The following is a 24838-nucleotide window of genomic DNA, read 5'->3' as shown; positions in this document are numbered from 1 at the left end:
CAAGAATACGCCGTTTTAAGGGTCAGGTCAAACTTAGAGTGATTTTCATCACGCTCCTAAAAAGTCGTAGAAAGAACATTAACAGCTCGTTAAGCACCTTATGTTATCTTTTTGGAGTGGCGAGGTTGACAAAGGTAGCGTGAGGAAGTATAGTTATCTTAACTTAAAGATATTTAATGTAAAGACATTTACTTTATATTGAACAACATCGCTGTCAAACTGGAGGTGGGAATGATGAGTAATACCGAAGAGAATGTTCGTAATACAGAGAATACTACGGAGATGGATCAGGCGTCTTCTTTAAAGTTATTTGTTGTATTATCTAAGGCTTACAGAAGCTTGATGGATCAAGCTGTGAAGGATATGAAGAGTTATGGGCTGGCATCTGCCGAGTTCATGGTGCTTGAGGTGCTGTATCACCGGACCCGTATTCCACTACAACAGATCGGGGAGAAGATTCTCGTTACGAGTGGAAGCATCACCTATAATATCGACAAGCTGGAGAAGAAAGGTCTGTTGAAACGTGTGCCGTGTAGTGAGGACAGACGCGTGACCTATGCGGAGATTACGGATGCAGGGCGTGAGCTATTCGATAAGATTTTCCCGCGTCATGTGGCTTCGATTCATGATTTGATGCGTGGACTGGATAAGGATGAGAAGGGTCAGGCGATTGAATTACTGAAGAAGCTAGGCAAAGGTGTGTAGGAGCGCTGAAATATCGCATCAAGGACATTTTATATGGTCGGAAGCAGTTCGCTGCTTCTAACCACTGAAAGATAAAAATTTTTATCATATATCTTAATGTTAAGATAATTAAATCAAAGAAAATTGGAGTGGATTAACAATGATAAGTGTAGGAATATTATTGATGAGATTAGTGATCGGGATTGCGTTTATAGGGCATGGTGCCCAAAAGTTGTTTGGATGGTTTGGTGGTTACGGCCCGAAGGGTACAGGTGGCTGGATGGAATCCATCGGCATTAAACCGGGGGTTACTATGGCGGTATTAGCAGGACTAATGGAGCTGGTAGGCGGATTCATGTTCGCGGCAGGCCTTCTGACGCCTGTTGCAGCGGTGTTGATTGTTGCCACTATGTTGGGGGCTATCATTAAGGTTCACGCTCCAAATGGCTTCTGGTCTACTTCGAACGGAATTGAGTTTCCGCTTACGGTACTGGTAGTCGCTGCAGGTATAGCACTTACAGGGCCAGGTTCGATTTCTCTGGATGCATTGATTTTTAACTAAGAAGGGGGTTTATCATTATGACACTTCAAACTGCAGGAATCCATCATATTACCGCTTTTGTTGGAGATGCTCAGCGTAACGTTGACTTCTACGCCGGTATTCTAGGACTACGGCTTGTGAAGAAGACGATTAATTTTGACGCTCCGGAAGTTTATCATTTATATTTTGGGAATGAAGTAGGTGCTCCGGGAACGATTATTACCTTTTTTCCTTCACCTACCGGGCGTAAAGGCAGAATTGGCAGTGGGCAAGTTGGCGTAACGACTTACGCAGTACCAGTGGGCTCTCTGACATTCTGGGAACAGCGTCTTGCGGCATATCAAATTCCGGTTACTCTTAAGCATAGAATCTCGGAATCTTATCTCTCCTTTGCTGATTATGACGGTTTGCGCATTGAACTCGTGGAACGTGAGGAAGGACCGCTTAGCAAGTGGTCTTTCGGGGGAGTTCCCACGGGGCATGCTATCAAAGGGTTCGGCGGCGCTGTGCTCTACAGCAACAATCCGTCGCAAACTGCAGAAACGCTTGTCGATACAATGGGAATGAAGCATATCGCTGATGGAGACGGGTATAGTCGATATAGAACTACTGGCGATTTGGGTAATATTATTGATCTGAAGACAACACCGGTTCCGCAAGGAGCAGGAGGTACAGGCACCGTTCACCATATCGCTTGGCGTGCACAAGATGACGCTGAGCAGCAGGAATGGGGGCTTCAAGTGCAGAATCATGGGCATCATCCGACACCGGTTCAAGACCGCCAATACTTTAATGCGATTTATTTCCGTGAAAGAGGTGGAATCCTGTTCGAGATTGCTACGGACCCTCCGGGCTTTGCTCGTGATGAAGCGGTGGATGCGCTGGGTGAAAAGCTGATGCTGCCATCTTGGTATGAACCGCATCGTGCGGCTATCGAAGAAAATTTAAGTCCTTTTCAAATAAGAGAAATTGAGGTGAAGCAGGGATGATTCATGTATTCCATAAAGGTAAAGATGTAACGAAACCCACGCTTGTATTATTTCACGGTACTGGAGGCAATGAGCAGGACTTGCTGCCGCTTGCCGGGTTGTTATCTTCTGATTCATCGGTGCTAGGCATCAGAGGGAATGTACTGGAGAATGGTATGCCGCGGTTCTTCCGACGGTTAGCCGAAGGGGTATTCGATGAAGCAGATCTAATCTTCCGTACTCACGAGATCAAGCAGTTTCTGGATGAAGCCGCAGCGCAATACGGATTCGATGCCAACAATCTGGTAGCCGTGGGTTACTCTAATGGTGCGAACATTGCGGGTAGCCTGCTGTTCCATTATAAGGATGTTTTCCGCGCTGCAATTCTACTGCATCCGATGGTACCGCTTCGAAATATTACGCTTCCTTCGATGGAAGGAGTATCTATCTTCATTGGTGCAGGCACAAATGATCCACTTATCGCTTCTTCGGAGACTGAGGATTTGGACATTATTTTACAGAAGGCAGGCGCAGAGGTTACAACACACTGGGGCAACCAAGGTCATCGCCTGAGTGTTGCTGAGGCTGAAGCCGCTAGAGATTGGTTGCAAATGCGCAGCACATCTACAAATGCATAAAACAATCAGAATAACCGCCGAATGGCGGTTATTCTTGTTATACAGGCACCTATAACCCTCCATAAAAGGATTGATCAATCCACTTCCTTTACGTTAGTATGAAGAATACAAAAAAAGGCCCAAGGGTTGCTTTAGAAAGGTTGAAGTAAGGATTATGATTGGAATTCAAAATGGTAATAAGCTTGCCGCAGATGGACCCTCACGGAAGCAGAGATTACAGCTGGCTGTGATTCTCGGCTCCATTACAACAATCGGCCCGTTGTCGATTGATATGTATTTGCCGGCACTGCCTACGCTTGTCGCGGATTTCGGTACGACCGCTGCTTTAGTGCAGCTTAGTCTGACCTTCTTTTTGCTGGGGCTTGCTTCAGGTCAGTTGGTCGCTGGACCTCTGAGTGATGTATATGGCCGCCGTCGCCCGCTGCTTATAGGTATGTTCATCTACGCCGTTTCCTCAGTGCTATGTGCTTTTAGTCCTTCGATTGGACTGCTGATCGTTTTGCGGTTTATTCAAGGTCTTGCTGGTTCAGTGGGGGTGGTTGTCTCTAGAGCGGCTGTTCGTGATTTATATAGTGGCTCTGAACTCACGAAGTTCTTCTCACTATTGATGATTGTGAATGGTCTCGGACCGATATTAGCTCCAGTTATTGGGGGCCAGCTGTTAAGGGTGACTACATGGCAAGGGATATTCCTCGTATTATTTGCTGCCGGAATTATTTTTTGTTTAACTATTCTATTGCGCTTGCCGGAAACGCTGCCGAAGGAGCGACGCTCTAAGAGTGGACTGAAGGGTACACTGCTTACCTTCCGGGTATTGCTGGGCAATCGTAAGTTTATGGGTTATGCCTTGTCTCAAGGTTTCGTTACGGCATCAATGTTCGCGTATATCTCAGGTTCTTCTTTTGTATTGCAAAATATTTTTGCGGTTACCCCGCAAGTTTATAGTCTGATCTTTGCAGTGAATGGGATCGGGATTATTATTACTGGCCAAATAGCCGGTAGACTTGCTGGAAAGGTAAGTGAGACTAAGTTGTTACTTAGTGGACTATTGCTATGTACGATGGGGGGCATCTTGCTACTGCTGACGGTTCTGGTAGGAGGAGGACTGATCCCTATTCTGATCTGTCTATTTGCGGTTGTCTCCAGTGTAGGGATTGTCGGAGCGACCAGCTTCTCACTGGCGATGCAAGATCAAGGTGAAACTGCAGGCAGTGCCTCGGCATTAATCGGATTAATCCCCCTATTGCTGGGTAGCTGTGTAGCGCCACTTGTGGGTCTTGGGGGCGTTGAGTCTGCACTTCCGATGGCGATTGTGATGGCATGTACAGGAATTCTCTCGATTCTATCTTATGTGCTGCTTGTTAGACGAGGAAAAGCAAGCTCCTAGCAGTCTATCATTGTAACCTGGCAAGTAGTACTTTCAGCAAACTTTCAGCGGGTCTTAACGTTCCTTACTTGCAAAAGGATTATATTGGAGGTAAGGAAGGGAGGGATAACCATGAGTATATCGGCAGTCTCAGGTTCCACATCGTATACTACCTCGACATCTAGCACTACAGATACCAGTACGCTTGAGAAACAAAAAGCGAAACTGGAAGCAGAACTGGACAAGATTAATGCCAGCTCAGACGATGACAAGACCAAGGAAACGAAAACGAAGCAAATTGAGCAACAGATTAAGACTATCGAGGCACAAATCTCACAGAAGTCTCAGAGCAGTGCTTCCTCCGCTAGCAGTGTTGTAGAGGCACCTGCCAAACCTGCGAACAATACGCTTGCTGCAGCAAGTCCGCAAGAGATAGCTACCGCAACAACGGATAGTAAAGGCAGATTTGATATTCGAGTATAAACGCTAGTTAAACCCGTGCTACATAACAGAGAGGACATCCTTTGCCGTGAGGGATGTCCTTTTTGTTGTGCAATTTTATGTGTAAACTACAGTCTCAATGTTCTTTAGCTAAATAGAATTTCATTAACATTCTTTAACTATTGCAGGGATTAGGGCTGTGCTGGCAGTCTAATGTAGTAGGTGTTGATTATCATGGGTTTTTTATTCCAATAATTGTTATAATGAAATGGTTGTAAAAATTGTCTAGCACAACGTGTGTCGGCGGTAAGGGTAGGTGGCCTAATGCAATCAAAACAACAAACATTAGAAAGATTCAAAATTGTAAGGCTGTTCTTATCCATCTATCGGATTCGGGCGGTGAGAGCTCTCTTTCCAGTAGCTATCATAGCGCTGGTGTATTGGGAGGGGCAGCATGAGCTGAAGCAGGTTCATTTAGGACTTATTATGCGTGAGCTAAGAAGAGTGCCTACATCTGCCGTTTTGCAAATGATCGGATTTGCACTTCTCGCAGTAGCTGTAATGAGTGCTTATGATTATTTGATACGAGCACATTTTCGTTTAAAAGTAGGGCTGTGGGACACCTTCCGTTATGCTTGGATAGCTAATACATTTAATAATTTAATTGGTTTTGCAGGTCTGGCTGGAGTGGGTTTAAGGACGTTGATGTACAAAAAAAGCGGAGTGTCAACTTCCGTCCTAACGCCGGCAATCGTATTTTTATCACCACTCATGATTACCGGGTTATCTTTACTTTCTTGGGCAAATATTTTTGGTTTACTCCCGGCAACGGCATTGCTGGAAGAGCATCATTGGTTAGTATTTGCGGTATGGGGGATGGCGCTTTATTTGCCGTTTTTTGTGTTTGTACAGCGCTCTGCTCTTTATGCAAAGTGGATTAATCGGGGACAAGGCAGAACACCCTGGCTTACAGTAGTTTCCTCTGTGGGTGCCTCCTTTCTGGAATGGAGTTTTGCTGGCGTAACGTTTTGGACAATCAGTAGTCATCTTTTGCACGAGGTACACTTTCCAGTCATATTCGGCATCTTTACGATTGCTGCCATCGCAGGCATCTTGAGTATGGCGCCTGGTGGTATCGGTGCTTTTGATCTTATTGCATTGCTGGGTCTTACGCAGCTTGGATTTAAAAGTGATCAGGCCATGGCAGTGCTTGTTATTTTTAGATTGTTCTATTATCTCATTCCATGGCTGATCGGATTGGTGCTGGCGGCACTGGAATTTGGTCTGCAGGGAAAAAAGGGACAAGATCGTTCAGCTCCAGGGTTCGAACCGGCTCTTAACATTTGGCAGAGGATTTGGGGTTGGCCGGGTCAGTATACCTTTCTGAGCGATCTTGGTGTGTGGGCTCTAGGCAAGCTTGTACTAGCTAGCGGGCTTATTCTCTTACTATCAACAGCTACGCCCGGATTGTTGTACAGACTGAAGATTACAGAGGAAATATTGTCATTCTCGATCATGCAGCTCTCACATCATTTATCTGTACTTATTGGCTTTATGCTCATTTTGTTGTCGAGAGGCATTACATTACGGGTTCGTAGCGCGTACATCTGGACCAGCATTTTATTATTTTCCGGGTCTGTGTTTGCGGTGGCTAAAGGCTTTGATTATGAAGAGGCGCTGTTTCTGCTCCTCGTTGCACTCATTCTGTGGATCTCCAGATCTCGGTTCTACCGGATCAGTGCTCCCGTAAGCAGACAGAGTACGATTTGGTGGCTTGCGCTTACTTCAGTAATTGCCCTAAGCTATTATCTATTGGGCAGCCATGTCCATCGTGGATTTCTGAAGCATCTCCCGCCCGGTGTAGAGCCAGAGTGGCTACAGCGGCATAGTCATGTTGCTTTTACAGCCGTAGGGGGACTAGCTTTCTCTTGGATCATTCTTACTTTGCTGATCACCCTTAGACCCCATCGTAAACCGGAGGAGTTATTCGGAAATTTTGATATGGCAAGGCTGAAAAACTTCCTAAGTGAAGTTCAAGGCAATGCCTTAACTCATATGTTGTTTTTGGGTGATAAAAGCTTCTTCTGGGCGCAAGAAGGCAAGGTGTTGCTCGCTTTCGCTAGGGTTAGGGATAAGCTCGTAGTCCTTGGTGATCCATTGGGAGAGAGAAGTCTCATGAATGAGGCAATCAGTGAATTTAGACAAGCTGCAGATAAGTACGGTCTGGTCGTAGTTTTTTATCAGGCCACACCTGATTTCTTATCGATCTATCATGAGCAGGGATATCGATTTTTTAAGCTGGGGGAAGAGGCATTAGTAACGCTCGATACCTTTACGCTCAGTGGCAAAAAGAACAGTGATTTGCGAAGCGTATGCAACCGTTTTGAACGGGAAGGCTATGCCTTCGAAGTTGTAGAAGCACCGCACGCTGAAGATTTGCTACGAGAGCTGCGATCCGTTTCGAACGAATGGTTGAATGGGCGTACCGAAAAAGGGTATTCGTTGGGCTGGTTTAATGAAGCCTATCTGCAACTGGCTCCGATCGTGCTGCTTCGGAATGCCAAAGGGACGATCCTGGCATTTGCATCTATTGCATACGGGTATGATCAGGGCATGACCCTATCGATTGATTTAATGCGCCATCGAAAGAATGTACCGAACGGAACGATGGATTATTTATTTGTCCGTTTGCTAGAATGGGCGAAATCTAAGGGATATCATCGATTTAATCTAGGTAATGCTCCGCTGTCCAGTGTAGGTGAGAATGTGGGTGCCTTGAAAGAGGAGAAGCTGGCTCATCTCGTATTTAAAAGAGGGGGGCATTGGTACGGCTTTGTCGGATTGCGCCGGTATAAAGAAAAGTTCAGTCCGGAGTGGGAACCACGTTACTTGGCTTATCCGGCTTCCATAGCGTTGCCGATCTTGACGCTGGATCTGGTGAGGTTGGTATCCCGCCATCCTAAGGCGGAGGAATAGAGGGAGATGAACGCGAAGTCTGCGTACATTGGAGCTAAGGAAAAGGGGACCGTCTCAAAGTAGTTTTAGCTACTTGGGTACGACCCTTTTTTGCGTTGAAGGTTAATTGAAGTTTCAAATGATGGTTTGAGTGAAACATCAATACAACAATTAGGGAATTTTTCCCTGAAATTCTAAGATTACTGGTCATTAGATTTATAATTAGGAAAAATATCCCTAAAATTCATCTGATTTGGTGGGAAATCAAGGCATTACCCTAATTATTAGGGAGGAATTCCCTAATTTCGTTGATTATAAGCGAATATCGAATATTTTTAGGGAGCTTTTCCCTAATTAGTGTTAAATCCACTCTGCCCACCGCAAAAACGTCTACCGCACATCCCCGCTGCATATTCTCATCATCGTCTGCCATCATTACCCAATCTGAAAAGGTTTAATGGTTAAGTGAGATCTTTACTTGGACTATTTCATAAAATAGATGAAGCTGCCCCGTAAGCAGCATTCACTACTTTCGAGAGCAGCCTCATCTATTTTGAGTAACACAACCTTTATTTTTCGTCGGCTTTTTCATCAGGCAGAGCCCAGACAGATACGCTGCCACCGTTGACCGGGAAGGTCGCCCAGCCATCTTTTTCAATCGTTATAGTCGCCTTGTGATTATGAGTGAAATCTACCCATGCTTCACCCGCGCGTTGTTCCCCTACGAACATTCTTTTCTGACCGTTCTCACCGTTACTAATCACAACCGCACAGCCGGAGCGTTCGATGTCTTTCACGCCGAGTCGTGTCCAGCCAATCGTGTTGGGATGATCGAAATAATCCTTCTGCTCACCATAGGCTTTGTGATAGCGGGTATATAGCAGCGGGTCAATCGCCTCTTTTTTGCCTGCGACAGGTGTAGGTCCCTCGATCCCATAATAATCTCCATAAAAGACCACAGGATATCCGTCGCGTCGCAGTAGGATAAGTGCATAAGCACTTTGCTTAAACCAATCATCTACCCAAGATTCCAGAGCTTCATGGGGTTGAGAATCATGATTGTCCACGAATGTTACAGCATTGGTAGGATGGGTCTGCACCAGTGTGTCGTCGAGGATTTTGGTTAAATCAAAGTTTCTACCCCCCAAGGAAGCTGAATGCAGCTTGTAGTGAAGGGAGACATCGAAGAGATCGATCTTATAGTCGACGGTATTTAGAAATTGTCGGCAGGATTCTAAATCCGAATTCCAGAACTCACCCACGATATAGAAATCCTTCTCACATTTATTAAACATTTCTACCGCGAATTGTTTCACAAACTCATGGTTGATATGCTTGATGGCATCTAAGCGAAAGCCGCTGCAGTGGAGCGTGTCCACCAGCCATTTTCCCCATTGGATCATTTCCTTTTTGACTTCTGGATGACTGTAATCAATATTTGCGAACATTAGATAATCGTAGTTGCCGAACTCGTCGTCAACATTCTGGTTCCATGTTTTATTCTCGCCTGTGATACGGAATACACCTGTTCGCCCTGATTTGGCGTCAAAGTCAGTGCCGTTAAAATGATTGTGATTCCATTTAAAGGAAGAGTGTTCATCACCGCGGCCGGGGAAGGTGAATTTCGTCCAGCCCTCAATCTCGAAAGGCTTGGAAATTTCTTTCATCCGGTCATTAGGGTCGACCTCGATCACCTGGAAGACTTCCTTTTCATCCGCTCCTGCCTTGTGATTCATGACCAAATCAACGTACACGGCAATGCCGTTTTTTTGACATTCCGAAATGGCTTCAATCAGTGCTTGTTTGGTGCCATATTTGGTGCGTACCGTACCTTTTTGGTCATATTCGCCCAGATCGTATAGATCATACACGCCATAGCCTGTATCGTCGGCGGAGACGGCCTTTGTCACAGGAGGTACCCAAACAGAATCAATGCCTACGGCTTTTAGTGCGGAAGCTGTTTCTTTTAGGCGATCCCAGTGTTTCCCATCCGCAGCGACATGCCATTCAAAAAATTGCATCATTGTATGGTTCCTCATTATTTCTTGCGCCTCCATATCCATAAAGCGAATTTTTTCTACACTCTGATTAGATTTTCAGATAACTCTTATTAAACGTAAAAACAGACTATGAAAAATAAGGCAGGCTGATGAATGCGCTGGGAGGGACAAAGATGCGATTTATATAGGCTTGAAAAGTGTAATTTCTGATCTCTGGGAGAGGTGGACAGCATTGCGTCCGTTTCGTTTGGAACTGTACAGAGCATGGTCAGCCTCTGACAGTAGCTCTTCTAGAGTGGCTTTAGGACTTAGGGCTTCTACTACTCCGAAGCTGGCAGTCACGTTAATGGACCCGATGAGCGTATATAAGACACTTTGTTCAATATCTGCGCGGATAGTTTCACAGAGTTGTGCGGCTTGCTTCAGCGACGTATCTGGCAAACAGATCACAAATTCCTCACCGCCATAACGTCCGAAGATGTCACCCTCCCGGATATGTCTGTTGCATACCTCGACAATGTGCTGAAGGGCTTGATCTCCATATTGATGTCCGAATCGATCATTAATGCTTTTGAAGAAGTCTACATCCAGCAAAATAATCGATAGTGAACTCCGATTGCTCGCGGCCTGAACAAGAAGCCCTCGGCTCAGCTCCAAAAAATAGGTACGGTTATAAATCCCCGTCAGACTATCCATCGTAGCCAATTGACGCAGCTTATCTTGAAGCAGTATTCGTTCAGTTACGTCAATCAGCATGATCATTTGTCCTGCTAAGTATCCCCCTTGTTTCTGTACGGGAGAGGACCGAATTTGGTAGTAACAAATCTCGTCTCCTTTGATCCAAGCAACTTCCCGTTCTTCGCGTAGCAGTGGCTCTGTATCCATAACATAGGACAAGGCATCTTTGCCGGCATTAAGAAACAGTTGAGCCAGCGGTTTACCAATCGCCGAGGAATTAAGTCCTTCTATCATATCCGCGGCTGCGCGATTGTAATCGACGAGCATGTCCGAACGATCGGTGACAAGCACCCCATCTCGCATGCTTTCGAACAGATTCTCACGGGCGATAGGCGCAGCTGTTAGCATACCTCTTGATAGGATAGCCCAGATATATAGGGTGGAAGTGATACTCATAATGATGGGAACGGGATCCATCCCGTAGGGAGTCAGGCCCATTAAATATAAAAAAGAGCCTAACGTTGGAAGGCTTAGTCCAATTAGAATGGTAACGATTTGTCTCCGGTATACCCGTTTCATCCGGTTCCACTGCCATAACATAAGGCAGATAGCTGCCAGTAGACAGCCAAAAGTAAAGCTGCCGTGAACGATATACCAAGGTCCCATCACTACATCAACGAGTGGGGAGGGCGTATTGTCTCGCAAATAAATGGATTTATAGAAGAGGTGGTGGTAATCATTGGTCCACACCATCAGTGTTGTGATGAACGGTATTATATACAGCGCTGCCCGCATGCCCTTTTTAATTAGACTCTCCAGCCCTACGAAATGCATCACCATAATAAGGCTGGCGGGCGCTATAAAAGGCATCCCCAGGTACTCTACTTTAATCCAAAAACTCATTTCCTCCAGTGTTTTGCCCGACAGCTCTAGTGCGAAGCCGAAGGTATAAATCGCGGAAGTGAAGGAGCTTATAACAAAGGCTCTAATTCCTAAGAAATCCGTTTTTTTATAGTAGGCGAAAAGGGCTAGTAAAACGCTCAGGACACCAGATATAGCCACAATAACAATATAATTCGAAATTACAGATCCCATGGGTCTATTGTCTCCTACTGAGGAAAGATATGGATAAATATTACCACAAATCTACAAATATTTAAAAATCACTTCATTTGAAACTCAAATAAATGTCCCCTAGACAAAATGACGTGATTTAGCGGGAGCTATTTTACTAATTGTCTAATGAGAGTCCAGTGAGCAGCGTGTAACATGTTAGTTAATACTACACAACAGAAGATTTTAACTCGACACACTCTCTAATGAGTCAGATTAATTAAGATTAATTAACATTAATTGCATAGCTTATTTTAATAAGGGGGGCTGAGGATGTCATTACTCGCGACAAATATTCCTGAAATTCAGCTGGAAAATGTTGAAATGCGCTATAGGGCAGAAGCTGCGGAAGTGCTTGCACTGCATCAGGTGAGTCTTGATATTGCAAAGGGGGAGTTCGTCTCACTGCTCGGACCTTCAGGATGTGGCAAAACAACGCTTTTGAGACTGATGGCCGATCTCATCGCGCCAACGGGCGGGAACATTGTAGTCGCTGGAAAAAGTGCTAAAGAGGCAAGGCTGGCGCAGAAATATGGCATTGTTTTTCAAAGTCCTGTGCTGTATGACTGGCGGAAGGTGAAGCATAACATCACATTGCCGCTAGAACTGATGGGAGTCAAAAAGTCGATCCGTGAAGAGAGGGCGCTGGAGCTTCTTGATCTAGTAGGCTTGCAGAGCTTCGCGGATAAATACCCTTGGCAGCTTAGTGGGGGGATGCAGCAAAGAGTAGCGATTGCCAGAGCGCTATCGATGGAGCCGGAAATTTTACTGATGGATGAACCGTTCTCTGCACTGGATGAGTTTACACGTGAGCGTCTGAACGAAGAGCTGTTATCTGTCTGGAGCAAGGTGCAGAACACGATTGTCTTCGTAACACATAGTATTCCTGAATCGATATTCCTCTCTGACCGGGTGTTTGTCCTTTCCCCGCATCCAGGTCGCTTGTCCGCTGTGGTTGAAATTCCTCTGCCACGTCCGCGAACGGCGGAAATGAGAAACAGCCCAGAGTTTTTCGAACTGATCGCAAGTATTCGCGACAGCTTTGAAGGGGTGTAGGGATGAAAGGGGGCAGTATCTTTGTACGGGGTCGCCTGCTGCCGTTGTTTGTCTGGATATTTGGTTTGCTGCTAGTTTGGGAAGGAACCTCCTGGATGCTGCTCCATGTAGTGGAGACACCGTTAGCTCAGTCCAAGTTGCCCTACGTTCATGAGGTGCTATCCACGCTGTGGAAGTATAGTGGCACGCTTCTGAAGGAGGGGGCTGCCACCTTTGGCAATGCTGGTGTTGGCTTCCTGATTGGTGCGGTGGCTGGTGCTTCGCTGGCGGTGCTAATGAGCTTGTCGAAGACGATAGAACGGTTAACTTTTCCTTACGCTATCGCCTCGCAGATGATTCCGATCCTGGGGCTGGCGCCGATCATTTATGGGATTGTGAGAGATGAGCAGACTTCACGGATTATTATTTCGGGTTATATTACATTCTTCCCAGTGGCTCTCAATATGCTGCGTGGCTTGCGAAGTGTAGATCCTTCCGCGCTGGAATTAATGCATTCTTACGCAGCGAAGCCGTGGGCAGTCTATTGGAAACTCAGATTTCCAGCGGCCCTGCCGGGTTTGTTCGGAGGGCTTAAGATTGCTGCTCCGCTCGCAGTGACTGGTGCTATCCTGGTAGAGCTCATGGGTGCGCAGCACGGGATTGGCGTAATCATGCTGCGTAATCTCTACTATGGCAGCTCCCATACCTATATGTTCTGGTCTACGGTGATTGTCGGCGCTTTGTTGGGGATTGTAAGTTACTGGTTGATCAGTCTGATAGAACGTTTGGTGGCGCCGTGGCAGCCTGAATTTCGACCGAAAGGAGGTAGCCGCTAATGGAAACCAACTCCGTTCGGGAGGCTTCATTTATAGGATCTACTAGTAAAGAGGTGGCCCAGCCGGTATTAACGACTACGCAGAAGAATGCTGTAGCCGTTCCGAAACCTGCGGAAGGTAGGGCGAGTCGAGGCGGCTCACGAATGCTGAAGAGGATATTTAGCACAGGGGTGTTGCTGCCTGTACTGGCAGGTCTGTTATTTCTTGCACTATGGGAATTTCAATTCTTTCATAAGATCTTTGATCTGAAAAAGTATCAACTCCCGTTGCCCACAGCAATTGCCACGACCATGAGGGATAATTTCAGCATGTTGCTATCCTATACCGGATACACCCTTACTGAGGCTGTGCTGGGAATGTTGGTTGGTTCTGCTATCGGCTTCCTGATCGCTTTAGCCGCGACAGCTTGGCCGCGCTGGGGGAGTGGAAGCTTGACGCTGGTTGCCGCTCTAAATGCTGTGCCCATCGTCGCCCTCGCGCCCATTATGAATCTGTGGTTCGGAGATGGGATAGGCTCGCGGATTGCCATAGTAACGGCAACTACAATGGCTGCGATGGCGATCAATGCCTATAAAGGCATGGCGGCGATCGATCCATTGGCGCTGGATCTGATGCATTCCTATGCGGCAGGTAAACCGGCAGTGTTTCGTTATCTGCGGATTCGCAATAGCTTACCCTATGTATTTACAGCACTGAAGATCAACGCAACGGCCAGTATGATTGGGGCGATTGTCGGCGAATTCTTCTTTTCCTCAAAAGGGCTTGGGTACCTGCTCTCCAATTCCATTAAAGTTGCCAAAATGCCACTGGGCTGGTCCTGTATCGTTCTGGCCGCAATTGCCGGCGTGCTTTTCTATTTAGTGGTTGAGCGGCTTGAGAAAGTATTCATCAAGTGGCATCCTTCGCAACGTAAATGAGCTCTATAACATCATTACATCCGGTCCTAGTGGGAAGGGAAAAGAGAAACCGCCCACGGCTGTATGCATACAACGCACCACGATGATTGTCCATACTGTGCTGCTTGTTACAAACAAAATTACAATAGGGGGAGTTCGATTGATGAACGGGAAAAAACACAAATTTCGTGGTGGTTTGTTGGCGATCGTGATGATGTTAAGTGTTTCTTTAATGGCGGGTTGCGGGGGCAACAATAATAAGTCGGCAGCCGAAGCTACGACTGCCCCTGAAGCTTCTACAGCTCCTGAGGCAAGTGCTACGGCTGAACCAGTTACAGTGAAGCTGCAATTAAAATGGGTGCCGCAGGCACAATTTGCTGGATATTTTGTGGCGCAGGATAAAGGATATTACAAGGAAGAAGGATTGAATGTAGAGATTTTGCCGGGAGGTCCGGATATTGTTCCGGAACAGCAAGTGGCTGGGGGCTCCGCAGATATCGGTGTTGGCTGGGTAGCAAGCTTGCTTCCAAGTCTTGAGCAGGGAATGCCACTCGTGCAGATCGCGCAAATCTATCAAAAGAGCGGATTGGTCCTGGTCTCCAAAAAATCGGCGGGCATTAACTCAGCCGCTGATCTTAAGGGTAAAAAAGTCGGCAACTGGATGGGTGGCAACGAATTTGAACTATTAGCGTTATTCGATAAATATAAGTTCGATCCGAATAAGGATCTAAGCTTTACGAAGCAAGGGTTCACGATGGATCAGTTCTTGGGCGATCAGATCGATGCGGCCTCAGCGATGACTTACAACGAGTACCAAGTAGTGCTGGAGTCAGGCGTTAAGGCTGAGGATCTGAATGTCATCGATATGAATACAGAAGGCGTAGCGATGCTAGAGGATAATCTGTTCGCTAATAAGGAATGGCTTGCGGAGAACAAGGAGACTGCGGCAAAGTTTGTACGTGCCTCCCTGAAGGGCTGGAAAGCTGCAATTGCTGATCCTGCAGCTGCGGTGGATAGTGTAATGAAGCAAGCAGAAGACGGCAGTACTACTAAGGAGCATCAATTGACGATGATGACCGAGGTTGCCAAGCTGATTCTGCCTGAGGGCTTTGATAGTGCGAAGATGGGGTATACCGATGCAGCGGCGTTCCAGCAAACGGCTGATATTTCGCAAAAGTTCGGTGTTATTAAAGAGCCTGCTAAGGTAGATGAGGCTTATACGAACGAAATCGTAGAAATGGCAGCAAAATAACCAACTGAGCTTAATGTTATAGTGGATGGCCGCCTGATCTGGCGGTCATCTATTATAATCAGCAGTCCATCAGTGCATCTGAAACAGAGAAAGAGGTGCGAGCTATGTCTCTCCTAGTAACGCAGGCTGAAAGAGTTAAGAATTATGTGAATGGAGCTTGGGTAGAATCGTCGTCCGGGCGAGATGAAGAGGTATATAATCCGGCGACGGGTGAAGTGATTGCTTATGTGCCCATTTCCAGTAAGGAAGAGCTGAGTGCGGCGGTAGAGGCGGCTGCTGTGGCATTTCAAGCGTGGAAAAGGGTCGCTGTGCCGCGTCGCGCCCGCTACTTTTTTCAATATCAACAGCTGCTGGTAAAGCATTGGCATGAGCTGGCCCTGCTGATTACGCTGGAGAATGGCAAAAGTCTGGAAGAGGCGCAAGGTGAGGTGCAGCGTGGAATTGAGTGTGTGGAATTTGCCGCAGGCATCCCCACGTTGATGATGGGCAGCCAGCTTCCGGATATTGCTACCGGAATTGAATCCGGGATGTACCGCTATCCATTGGGGGTTATCGGGGGGATTGCCCCGTTTAATTTTCCGATGATGGTTCCTTGCTGGATGTTTCCGCTCGCCATTGCTTGCGGGAATACCTTTGTGCTGAAGCCTTCTGAGCGTACGCCTCTGCTAGTCAATCGGTTAGCTGAATTATTTGCTGAAGCGGGCTTTCCACCAGGTGTGCTGAATGTGGTTCATGGAGCTCATGAGGTGGTGAACGGGCTGCTGGAGCATGATGAAGTGAAGGCGATTTCGTTCGTCGGTTCGCAGCCGGTTGCGGAATATGTATATAAGGCGGGGACGGCGCAGGGGAAGCGGGTTCAGGCATTGGCAGGCGCTAAGAATCACTCGATTGTGTTACCTGATGCGGAGCTGGATAATGCGGTGAAGAATATAATTGCCGCTGCGTTTGGCTCAGCGGGTGAGCGGTGTATGGCTTGCTCGGTTGTAGTGGTTCATGAGGATATTGCTGACGAGCTAGTGAGTCGTCTGGCTGCGGCTGCAGATGAGCTTAAGATTGGTAATGGTGCTGATGACGGGGTGTTTTTGGGTCCAGTAATTCGCCAGTCGAATAAGGATCGGACTCTTTATTACATTGAGACTGGTGAAGCTGAACAAGCCGAGTTAGTGAGAGATGGGCGGAAGGACGCTGCTGCGGGCGGTGTGGGTTATTTTATCGGACCGACGATATTTGATCATGTACAGCCGGGAATGACCCTCTGGAAGGATGAGATTTTTGCACCGGTGTTGTCTGTGATCCGTGTGAAGAGTTTAAGTGAAGCGATTGCGGTAACGAATCAGTCCCCATTCGCGAATGGGGCGTGCATTTATACAGATAGCGCAAAGGCGATCCGCGAGTTCCGGGAAGAGATTGATGCAGGGATGTTGGGTGTGAATCTGGGTGTGCCTGCGCCCATGGCCTTTTTCCCCTTCTCAGGTTATAAGAAATCATTCTATGGAGATCTGCATGCCAATGGGCGTGATGGGGTGGAGTTCTATACGCGTAAAAAGATGATTACTGCCCGTTATTAGAGAAGATGAGCTACTGAGAGGAGAAAATGTTATGCAGAGTCTGGGGAACGATAGTGAGCTTGCGGTAAACAAGGATCGGAAATATTTATGGCACAACATTACACCTTATAGTGAAAAGAATCCGCCTATGATTGCCGCCTCGGCGAGTGGGTCGTGGATTACGGATATACAGGGCAATCGATTTTTGGATGGGATGTCTGGCTTGTGGTGTGTAAATGTGGGATACGGGCGCAAGGAGCTGGCGGAAGCTGCTTACAATCAATTGCTGACCCTGCCATATTTTCCTCTGACACAAAGTCATCTCCCGGCGATTGCGCTGGCGGAGAAGCTGAATGAATGGCTCGGAGACGAGTACGTGATCTTCTTTTCCAATAGTGGATCGGAAGCCAATGAGGCTGCTTTCAAAATGGCCCGCCAGTACCAGCAGCAAATCGGCCAGCATTATCGCCATAAATTCATTGCCCGTTATCGTGGGTACCATGGCAGTTCACTTGGGGCATTATCTGCAACAGGCCAGGCCCAGCGCAAATATAAATATGAACCGTTGGCGGGTGGTTTTCTGCATGTGGCTCCCCCGGACAGCTATCGCCGCCCGGCCGGGATGACTGTAGAAGAATTCAACCTCCAGTGTGCACAGTTCATAGAGGATATGATCATCTGGGAAGGCGTGGAGACGGTAGCTGCGGTGATTATGGAGCCTGTAATTACGGGTGGTGGGGTCATTGTACCGCATCAGGTTTATTTGGATCGGGTGCAGGAAATCTGCCGTAAACACGGTGTGTTGCTCATAATGGATGAGGTGATTTGTGGATTCGGACGTTCTGGACGTAAGTTTGGACATCACAACTATAATGTGAAGCCTGACATCGTGACAATGGCTAAGGGGTTGACCAGTGCTTATCTTCCCTTATCTGCCACTGCTGTTCGTAAGGATATCTATGAAGCGTTCAAGGATAATAGTGATGATTATAGTCATTTTCGCCATGTGAATACTTTTGGTGGCAATCCGGCTTCGTGTGCACTAGCGTTAAGCAATCTGGAAATTATCGAGCAGGAGAAGCTGGTGGAGCGTGCAGAGCTTTTGGGCAAAAGACTGAACACTGCATTCACCGAGTTACTGGATCACAAGCTTGTGGGTGATGTCCGCAGCTTTGGTTTGGTGACAGGGGTTGAGCTGGTTGAAGACAAGGTCAGTAAGAAGCCGGTTGATCTGAATATTGTGAAAGGGATTATTGCCGAATGTAAGTCCAAGGGGCTTATCATCGGTAAAAATGGCGATACCGTAGCTGGGTTCAACAATGTGCTTACCCTCGCCCCGCCGTTATCCTCCACGGATGAAGATATAGAATTTATTATCGATACCTTTAAATCTGTGCTGAACGGGGACTAGGCAAAGTGATTTTGTCTGGATATAGAAATTGGTAAGCGCGCAGGGCGACTTGAATGGAGATCCGATTCTCTGGCTGCATGAAGTCTTCACCCAGTAGCTCTGTTATTTTGTCCAGGCGATAATAAAGGGACTGTCTGACAATGAATAAGTTTCGAGCGGCAATTTGTTTGGAACCATCATGATCCAGATAAACACGAAGGGTAAGCAGCAGCTCGCTGCCTTTGGTTTGGTCGTGGTCGATTAGCGGGCCGAGATAACTGCGAATGAAGTTCTGCAACGTTTTTCCGTCATTCAAGCTCAACAGCAACTGGAATACACCCAGCTCTTCATAGAAGAGCAGTGACTTCTGATAACAAGAGTATAGAGACAAAGCTTGCAAAGCTTCTTGATAACCGGAATAGGCCTGTTTTAGGCGCTTATGCGATTTGCTGACTCCAATGACGAGCTGCAAATCCTTGAGCTTCTCATCAGAGCGGATGTTCTGCAGGGCCTCTAGTGCTTGCTGAAGCCGCATTTTTCCAGGCATTTTCGATTGGATGTCGAGAGCGATGACGGTGAGGCGATTGTTCTTGAGTGTGATCAGCGGACGTAGGGAATATTTTTCGAAAATGGAACGCAAGATGAGCGAAAGGTGGAAGGTGATTGATTCCCATTCGTTCTCTGAGCTGTTCCATTTTACGTCTCTAGGGTTCTTGATTTCGATAAGGCATACACGGTAAGGGAGTTCGTTGACCATGTTGAAATTGGAACCGATCAAGCCTTTTAAGCGATTGTCATCCTCTATACGACCATTGATCAGCTCATCGACCCATAGATTTTCTGAAAAAAGCTTACGCTCCTCCATATATCGGGTACGCAGCAGCTCTTGAGCAATGGACAACGAGGCGGAATCCAGCAGCAGGCAATCAAATTCCTGTGGCTTATGATTGCAGACCATCAGGATATAAGCCCAGGTCTGATCCAACGCGCCTACAGGCTTGATTGCAATCGTCTTTTGTCCATATTCTCGGGTGTAAGGAGCGATGTCTGGTTGAATGCCTTCCATCTCGTCACCGAAGGTGGTGAAGAAATTCAGCAGGGGAGTTTGCTCATCGGGCGGAAGTGCCGGGAAAAATAAGGGTTTGCCTTGCAGCTGCATATAGACGATTTGTGTGCGGGTGCTTTTACATAATAATTGCAGTACCTTCACCGTTACTTGTGAGGTTAAGGTCAGACGGTGGAATTCACGAGAGATGCTTTCGAGTTCTTGCAGCATCCGGTGATGCCGATTGATGATGATGGAATGGAGGTCTAGGGTGATATCGACGAAGCGAACCGTGCGGGTGAAGATAATCAGCGGGAAATCATTTGCGTTAGCTAAGTCGATCATCTCTTGCGGGATAGTGCTGAAATACGTGCCTAACTCAATGCATAGGCAAGCTGCATTTTTGTCGATCAGGTTCTGCATAAACTCCAAGGAGGAAGGGAGATCGACACTTGCACCAATCCCCGTAGTCAAAATCATTTCTTCGCCATGAATCAGAGTCTCGAAGTTGGCACTTTCCAGCACATGCACCCAACGAATGGCACGGCTTAGGCCGCTTTTCCCGCCGAACACCTCGGCTTCTGCGAATAGTGGTCTTTTTAAAGCGTCACGAATGGTTAATACAAGCTCCCAGTCCATAGTTACTCCCCCTCGCTCTTCTGTGCTATGCCCACTGTTAACGTCCTGTTATTCTCAGCCTATTCTCACACGTAAAAAATACAGTTTTGAAATTAGACAAAGTGTCTAATGCAACGAAAATTCGAAATGACTATAGTTTGATTAACGGATGTGAGTATATATAACTTAATCAGGAAGAATATTGAGAAATAATTTCTGTTAGTGCTTATATTACTACAATAATTCAAGGATGTAAGCAAAATTTTCAGAAACAAACCGAAATAATGTTATGTTATATAACATTAAATTGAAAAAGTACCCATAAGGAGGGACTAGTGATGGAGCATTCTTTTCCGTTAACAGCATTTACACCAGATATGTTCATGCGTAACTTTGCCGAGGCTGAGCCGCCTTTGACCCATAAGGGTGCGATGGATGAGTCCAATCGCTGTCTATATTGCTACGATGCCCCATGTATAAAAGCATGTCCGACCAGCATTAATATTCCCTCCTTTATCAAACGGATCGCTACTGACAATTTGAGAGGCTCGGCACAGACGATTATGGATTCCAATCCAGTGGGTGCCAGCTGTGCTCGTGTTTGTCCTACAGATGAGCTGTGTGAAGGAGCCTGTGTGTTAAATAATGCCTCGGCGCCGATCCAAATCGGACTGCTGCAGCGTTATGCGACAGATTGGGCGATGAACAGCGGAGTTCAATTATTTAAGGCAGGCATTCCTAATGGGAAAAAGGTAGCTGTAATCGGTGGTGGTCCTGCGGGATTGTCAGCGGCTAGGGAGCTCGCCCGTGAAGGTTTTGCTGTCGTGATCTACGAAGCGAAGGATTTAGCTGGTGGTCTGGATACACATGGGATTGTGTCGTTTCGGCTTCCGCAGTCTGTATCTCTTTGGGAAGTGGAGCAAATAGAGAAGCTGGGTGTGGAAATACGTACAGGTGTAAAAGTCGGAGTAGATGTTTCTGTAGATGAGCTGAAGTCGAACTATGATGCCATCGTTTTGGCAGCGGGTATGGGTTATGTGCCTCCGATAGGGATTGAAGGTGAAAAATTGGCTGGCGTATACGACGCCATTGCACTCGTAGAATCAACTAAGACTGGCATTCCTTTGCTAGAGCTGATGGGTCAGCGGGTCGCTGTCATTGGTGCAGGGAATACGGCTATTGATGCAGCGACTTGCTCAGTGCGACTGGGAGCCACCAATGTGAAAATGCTCTACCGCCGGACCCGCGAAGAGATAACGGCTTACGATTTTGAATATGAATTTGCGAAGCAAGAAGGTGTGGAGTTCAGCTGGCTTACCTTACCGAAACGTATCGTGGGGGATGAGCTTGGAAATGTAACCGCACTGGAATGTGTGCAGATGAAGCTGACAGAGGAGCTGGGCAAGGATGGACGTCCAGTGCCTATGCCAATAGAGGGTTCGGAGTTCTTGATTCCTGTAGATGCAGTTGTAATAGCTATAGGTCAAAAGCGTCGCCTAGATCTAATAGATTCCTTAGGCCTTGTGCATGACCGTGGGGTTGTAAAGGTGGATGAAGCCACCTGTCAAACCTCCGATCCGCAAATTTATGCCGCAGGCGATATCATATTTGGTTCAGGCAAAGGCGAGGCCATGGTTGTATCCGCGGCACAGCAGGGAAAAGATGCGGCCCATGCGATTGTTAAACAATTCTCAGGCCAGCAGGAGGTCGTTGTTAGATCTGCGGGCTGAGCGTAGAAATCAAATTGGATTTTACATGACAGGGAGGGAACATCAATGGCAGATTTAAGTATTAATCTCGCAGGAATTCAATCGCCGAATCCGTTCTGGCTGGCCTCCGCGCCGCCTACGAATACAGGTTATCAAGTGCAGCGGGCCTTTGAAGCAGGTTGGGGTGGTGCGGTGTGGAAGACGCTCGGTGATCCGATCATTAATACCTCATCGCGTTTTGCGGCAGTAAATTTCAATGGGCAACGGGTTGCGGGCTTTAACAATATTGAACTGATCACCGACCGTCCGCTTGAAGTTAATCTGAAGGAAATTTATGAAACGAAGAAAAGATTTCCGAATCATGCGATTATAGCCTCCCTGATGGTAGAACCAACGCAGCATAAATGGCATGAGATTGTTAAGCGGGTAGAGGATGTGGGTGTAGACGGTCTGGAGCTTAACTTTGGCTGTCCGCACGGAATGGCTGAGCGTGGAATGGGCGCTGCTTCGGGGCAGCAGCCTGATCTGGTGCAGGCACAGACCACCTGGGTAAAAGAAGTTGCAACGACCCCGGTGATTGTGAAGCTGACGCCTAATATTACGGATATCACCGTCGTTGCCCGCCATGCGGTTAAGGGTGGAGCGGACGCGATTAGTATGATCAACACGATCAACAGTCTTGCTGGTGTAGATATTCATAGCTGGAACACAATTCCGAATGTTGGGGGGCAGGGTGCGCATGGCGGTTACTGCGGGCCGGCCGTGAAACCAATTGCGCTTAGTATGGTGGCCGAGTGTGCCCGTGACCGGGGAGTAGGCATTCCTATCTCCGGTATTGGAGGGATTTCGACCTGGCAGGATGTTGTTGAATTCATGCTGATGGGTGCTACGGGCATTCAAGTATGTACAGCGGTCATGCATCATGGCTTCCGGATTGTGGAGGAAATGATCGATGGCCTGAACAACTATTTGGATGACAAAGGTTTGGCTTCCGTAACAGAGTTAATCGGTAAATCGGTATCCCGTTACTCCAACTGGGGTGATCTGGATCTCAACTATAAGGTCGTTGCACGTATTAATGAGAACAACTGCATTAACTGTAATAAATGCCATATTGCCTGCGAAGATGCTTCACATCAGTGTATTGATATGTTAACTAATGCAGATGGGAAAGCTATTCTACAGGTCCGCGAGGAAGATTGTGTAGGTTGTAATCTTTGTTCAATTGTCTGTCCAGCAGACGGCGCGATCGATATGGTTCCAGTGGACACCGGGGCAGCCCCTCTGACCTGGAATGAAAGGCAGAAGGTGATCAGTAGCTTGAATGGCTCCTATTCGGAAGTGGAGGTGGTATAAGGATGAAGAAAATTATTAAAAATGGCATCATCGTTACCGCAGCAGATACTTATACAGGCGATGTGGCGATTGAAAACGGGGTTATTACGGAGATTGGCCTTCATTTGGATGTCCCTGGTGCGGAAATTATAGATGCCTCGGGGTGTTATGTTTTTCCTGGAGGCATTGATCCTCATACGCATCTGGATATGCCTTTTGGCGGCACGGTTACAGCCGATGATTTCGAGACGGGAACCATTGCGGCTGCATATGGCGGAACGACCACAGTCATTGATTTTTGCTTAACCACCAAAGGACAACCGCTACAGCAAGCCGTAGATACATGGCATCATAAGTCGCAGGATAAAGCGGTGATTGATTACAGCTTCCACCTTATGGTCTCAGAATTAAACGATAAAGTACTGGGTGAGCTTCCGGAGATAATTGAGAATGAAGGCATTACCTCGCTCAAAGTATTTATGGCTTATAAGAATACTTTTCAGGCGGATGACGGCACACTTTTTAAGACCCTCCAAGCTGCGAAAAAAGAAGGTGCACTCGTTATGGTGCATGCGGAGAATGGAGATGTCATTGAATATCTTGTAGAGCAGGCTTTGGCCGCAGGCAATACCGACCCGATCTTTCATGCGCTGACCCGCCCACCGGAGCTGGAGGGTGAAGCTACGGGACGCGCAGCTTATCTAACCGAACTGACAGATTCTCAGCTGTATGTTGTACATGTGACCTGTGCGGAAGCTGCTTGGAAGATTGCTGAAGCGCGTAAAAAGGGACTGCGCGTCTACGGCGAGACTTGTCCACAGTATTTAGTGCTGGATCAGACGGCGCTGGAAAAGCCTAATTTCGAAGGTGCCAAATACGTGTGGTCTCCGCCCCTGCGTGAGCAGTGGAATCAGGATGTATTGTGGGATGCGCTATGGAGCGGCAGCTTACAGACGATTGGCTCTGACCAGTGCTCGTTTGATTTTAAAGGACAAAAGGATCTGGGGTTAGGGGATTTCTCCAAAATTCCGAACGGTGGGCCGACCATCGAGGATCGGTTTACGATTCTCTATTCAGAAGGTGTGCAGAAAGGCCGGATCTCATTGAACAAATTCGTAGACATTATTGCTACCTCTAGCGCCAAGCTGTTTGGATTGTATCCGCAAAAAGGCACGGTCGCGGTAGGCAGTGACGCTGACCTGGTTATTTTTGATCCTTCTGTTGAAAGAACCCTTTCTGCGGATACGCACCATATGAATGTCGATTATAGTGCGTTTGAGGGCTTTGAAGTAAAGGGAGAGCCTGTTTCCGTCCTCAGTCGAGGCGAGTTTGTGATTCGAGACAAGCAATTTGTTGGTAAACCGGGGGCGGGAAAATATTTAAAGCGCAAGCGTTTTGCAGCGGAGGCTCCTCTTCCTTCCAAGGCGGAAATTAGCGGAGGTGTTGTCTGATGTCTGCTTTTGCGGAATATGCCAAAGAACAGCAGGAGATTGATGGGCTGCTTTTTAAAGGATATACGATTGCCAGCATCCAAGAGGATTTGGACGGTGCACGAATAAAGTTTGTTAGAGGGGAACCGGCTAAGGGCTCGATGGAGTTATTATTGCTGACAGCAGATGCCCGTAAGTACGTGACAACCCTTGTGGTTGCAGGGCTGAGGGCGGAAGGTGAGCAGGCGGGTTGTTACAGTGGAGAGGTTTGAAGTGAGGGGATTTGAAGCTGAGTAGTGAGCCTGCGCAGGATAGGGGGCCTACTGCTCGGCTTTTTATTGTGCGCATGAAAGGGGCGTGG

Annotated in this window: 20 protein-coding genes; 17 read left to right on the top strand and 3 right to left on the bottom strand. The window is 47.2% G+C overall.

Annotated elements, in window-relative coordinates:
* Positions 1–231 precede the first annotated feature (231 nt).
* The 7 genes from NSS87_RS29515 to mprF all read left to right on the top strand — a co-directional run bounded on the left by NSS87_RS29515 (position 232) and on the right by mprF (position 7614).
* Positions 232–705 carry a MarR family transcriptional regulator gene (locus NSS87_RS29515; protein ID WP_076284899.1) on the top strand — a complete coding sequence of 158 codons (474 nt, stop codon included), beginning with the start codon at positions 232–234 and terminating at the stop codon, positions 703–705.
* A 139-nt stretch (positions 706–844) separates the two neighbouring features.
* Positions 845–1246, top strand: a complete 402-nt coding sequence (locus NSS87_RS29510; RefSeq protein WP_042192683.1) for a DoxX family protein — start codon at positions 845–847, stop codon at positions 1244–1246.
* 17 nt (positions 1247–1263) lie between these two features.
* Positions 1264–2214 carry a ring-cleaving dioxygenase gene (locus tag NSS87_RS29505; protein ID WP_339243904.1) on the top strand — a complete coding sequence of 317 codons (951 nt, stop codon included), beginning with the start codon at positions 1264–1266 and terminating at the stop codon, positions 2212–2214.
* Positions 2211–2831 (top strand): alpha/beta hydrolase, encoded by a 621-nt coding sequence (locus tag NSS87_RS29500; protein WP_339243902.1) that lies wholly within the window; start codon positions 2211–2213, stop codon positions 2829–2831. Before NSS87_RS29505 ends, NSS87_RS29500 begins: the two co-directional genes overlap by 4 nt.
* Before the next feature lie 154 nt (positions 2832–2985).
* Positions 2986–4218: a multidrug effflux MFS transporter gene (locus NSS87_RS29495; RefSeq protein ID WP_076284895.1), complete on the top strand. Its 1233-nt coding sequence runs from the start codon at positions 2986–2988 to the stop codon at positions 4216–4218.
* Between the two features lie 111 nt (positions 4219–4329).
* The gene (locus tag NSS87_RS29490) at positions 4330–4680 is read left to right on the top strand and encodes a FlxA-like family protein (protein ID WP_042192675.1); all 351 of its coding nucleotides are present in this window, start codon (positions 4330–4332) and stop codon (positions 4678–4680) included.
* Positions 4681–4962: 282 nt separating this feature from the next.
* Complete coding sequence (gene mprF / locus NSS87_RS29485) at positions 4963–7614, top strand: bifunctional lysylphosphatidylglycerol flippase/synthetase MprF (protein ID WP_339243899.1); 2652 nt, start codon at positions 4963–4965, stop codon at positions 7612–7614.
* Between the two features lie 548 nt (positions 7615–8162).
* Here the strand turns inward: mprF and NSS87_RS29480 are convergent.
* The gene (locus NSS87_RS29480; RefSeq protein WP_339248695.1) at positions 8163–9635 is read right to left on the bottom strand and encodes an alpha-amylase; all 1473 of its coding nucleotides are present in this window, start codon (positions 9633–9635) and stop codon (positions 8163–8165) included.
* A 138-nt stretch (positions 9636–9773) separates the two neighbouring features.
* The gene (locus NSS87_RS29475) at positions 9774–11366 is read right to left on the bottom strand and encodes a histidine kinase N-terminal 7TM domain-containing protein (RefSeq protein WP_076297963.1); all 1593 of its coding nucleotides are present in this window, start codon (positions 11364–11366) and stop codon (positions 9774–9776) included.
* Between the two features lie 291 nt (positions 11367–11657).
* On the opposite strand from NSS87_RS29475, the gene NSS87_RS29470 reads away from it, so the two are divergent.
* The 6 genes from NSS87_RS29470 to NSS87_RS29445 all read left to right on the top strand — a co-directional run bounded on the left by NSS87_RS29470 (position 11658) and on the right by NSS87_RS29445 (position 18361).
* The gene (locus NSS87_RS29470; RefSeq protein ID WP_076284892.1) at positions 11658–12440 is read left to right on the top strand and encodes an ABC transporter ATP-binding protein; all 783 of its coding nucleotides are present in this window, start codon (positions 11658–11660) and stop codon (positions 12438–12440) included.
* A 2-nt stretch (positions 12441–12442) separates the two neighbouring features.
* Positions 12443–13255 (top strand): ABC transporter permease, encoded by an 813-nt coding sequence (locus NSS87_RS29465; protein WP_042192667.1) that lies wholly within the window; start codon positions 12443–12445, stop codon positions 13253–13255.
* A complete protein-coding gene (locus NSS87_RS29460) occupies positions 13255–14172 on the top strand; it encodes an ABC transporter permease (RefSeq protein ID WP_339243896.1) in 918 nt (305 codons plus the stop codon). The genes NSS87_RS29465 and NSS87_RS29460 overlap by 1 nt, the downstream gene beginning before the upstream one ends.
* Positions 14173–14314: 142 nt before the next feature.
* Positions 14315–15403: an ABC transporter substrate-binding protein gene (locus tag NSS87_RS29455; protein ID WP_339243894.1), complete on the top strand. Its 1089-nt coding sequence runs from the start codon at positions 14315–14317 to the stop codon at positions 15401–15403.
* Positions 15404–15507: 104 nt separating this feature from the next.
* The gene (locus tag NSS87_RS29450; protein WP_339243893.1) at positions 15508–16971 is read left to right on the top strand and encodes a CoA-acylating methylmalonate-semialdehyde dehydrogenase; all 1464 of its coding nucleotides are present in this window, start codon (positions 15508–15510) and stop codon (positions 16969–16971) included.
* A gap of 31 nt (positions 16972–17002) precedes the next feature.
* Entirely contained in the window at positions 17003–18361 is a 1359-nt protein-coding gene (locus NSS87_RS29445; RefSeq protein WP_339243891.1) for an aspartate aminotransferase family protein, read from the top strand.
* On the opposite strand, the gene NSS87_RS29440 is transcribed toward NSS87_RS29445, so the two are convergent.
* Positions 18336–20024, bottom strand: a complete 1689-nt coding sequence (locus NSS87_RS29440; protein ID WP_339243889.1) for a PucR family transcriptional regulator ligand-binding domain-containing protein — start codon at positions 20022–20024, stop codon at positions 18336–18338. The genes NSS87_RS29445 and NSS87_RS29440 overlap by 26 nt on opposite strands.
* Before the next feature lie 317 nt (positions 20025–20341).
* Here NSS87_RS29440 and NSS87_RS29435 point away from each other — a divergent pair, with 317 nt between their 5' ends.
* Genes NSS87_RS29435 through NSS87_RS29420 form a run of 4 tightly spaced genes read left to right on the top strand, consistent with a single transcriptional unit; the run spans position 20342 to position 24749 of the window.
* Entirely contained in the window at positions 20342–21733 is a 1392-nt protein-coding gene (locus NSS87_RS29435; RefSeq protein WP_339243887.1) for an NAD(P)-dependent oxidoreductase, read from the top strand.
* Between the two features lie 45 nt (positions 21734–21778).
* Positions 21779–23068 carry an NAD-dependent dihydropyrimidine dehydrogenase subunit PreA gene (preA, locus tag NSS87_RS29430; protein ID WP_339243886.1) on the top strand — a complete coding sequence of 430 codons (1290 nt, stop codon included), beginning with the start codon at positions 21779–21781 and terminating at the stop codon, positions 23066–23068.
* 2 nt (positions 23069–23070) lie between these two features.
* The gene (gene hydA / locus NSS87_RS29425; protein ID WP_339243885.1) at positions 23071–24498 is read left to right on the top strand and encodes a dihydropyrimidinase; all 1428 of its coding nucleotides are present in this window, start codon (positions 23071–23073) and stop codon (positions 24496–24498) included.
* Positions 24498–24749, top strand: a complete 252-nt coding sequence (locus tag NSS87_RS29420) for a hypothetical protein (RefSeq protein WP_339243883.1) — start codon at positions 24498–24500, stop codon at positions 24747–24749. The genes hydA and NSS87_RS29420 overlap by 1 nt, the downstream gene beginning before the upstream one ends.
* Positions 24750–24838: the final 89 nt, after the last annotated feature.

The organism is Paenibacillus sp. FSL F4-0243, from assembly GCF_037963295.1.
Classification (GTDB): domain Bacteria; phylum Bacillota; class Bacilli; order Paenibacillales; family Paenibacillaceae; genus Paenibacillus_AQ.
This window is presented reverse-complemented; position numbering and strand designations above follow the sequence as displayed.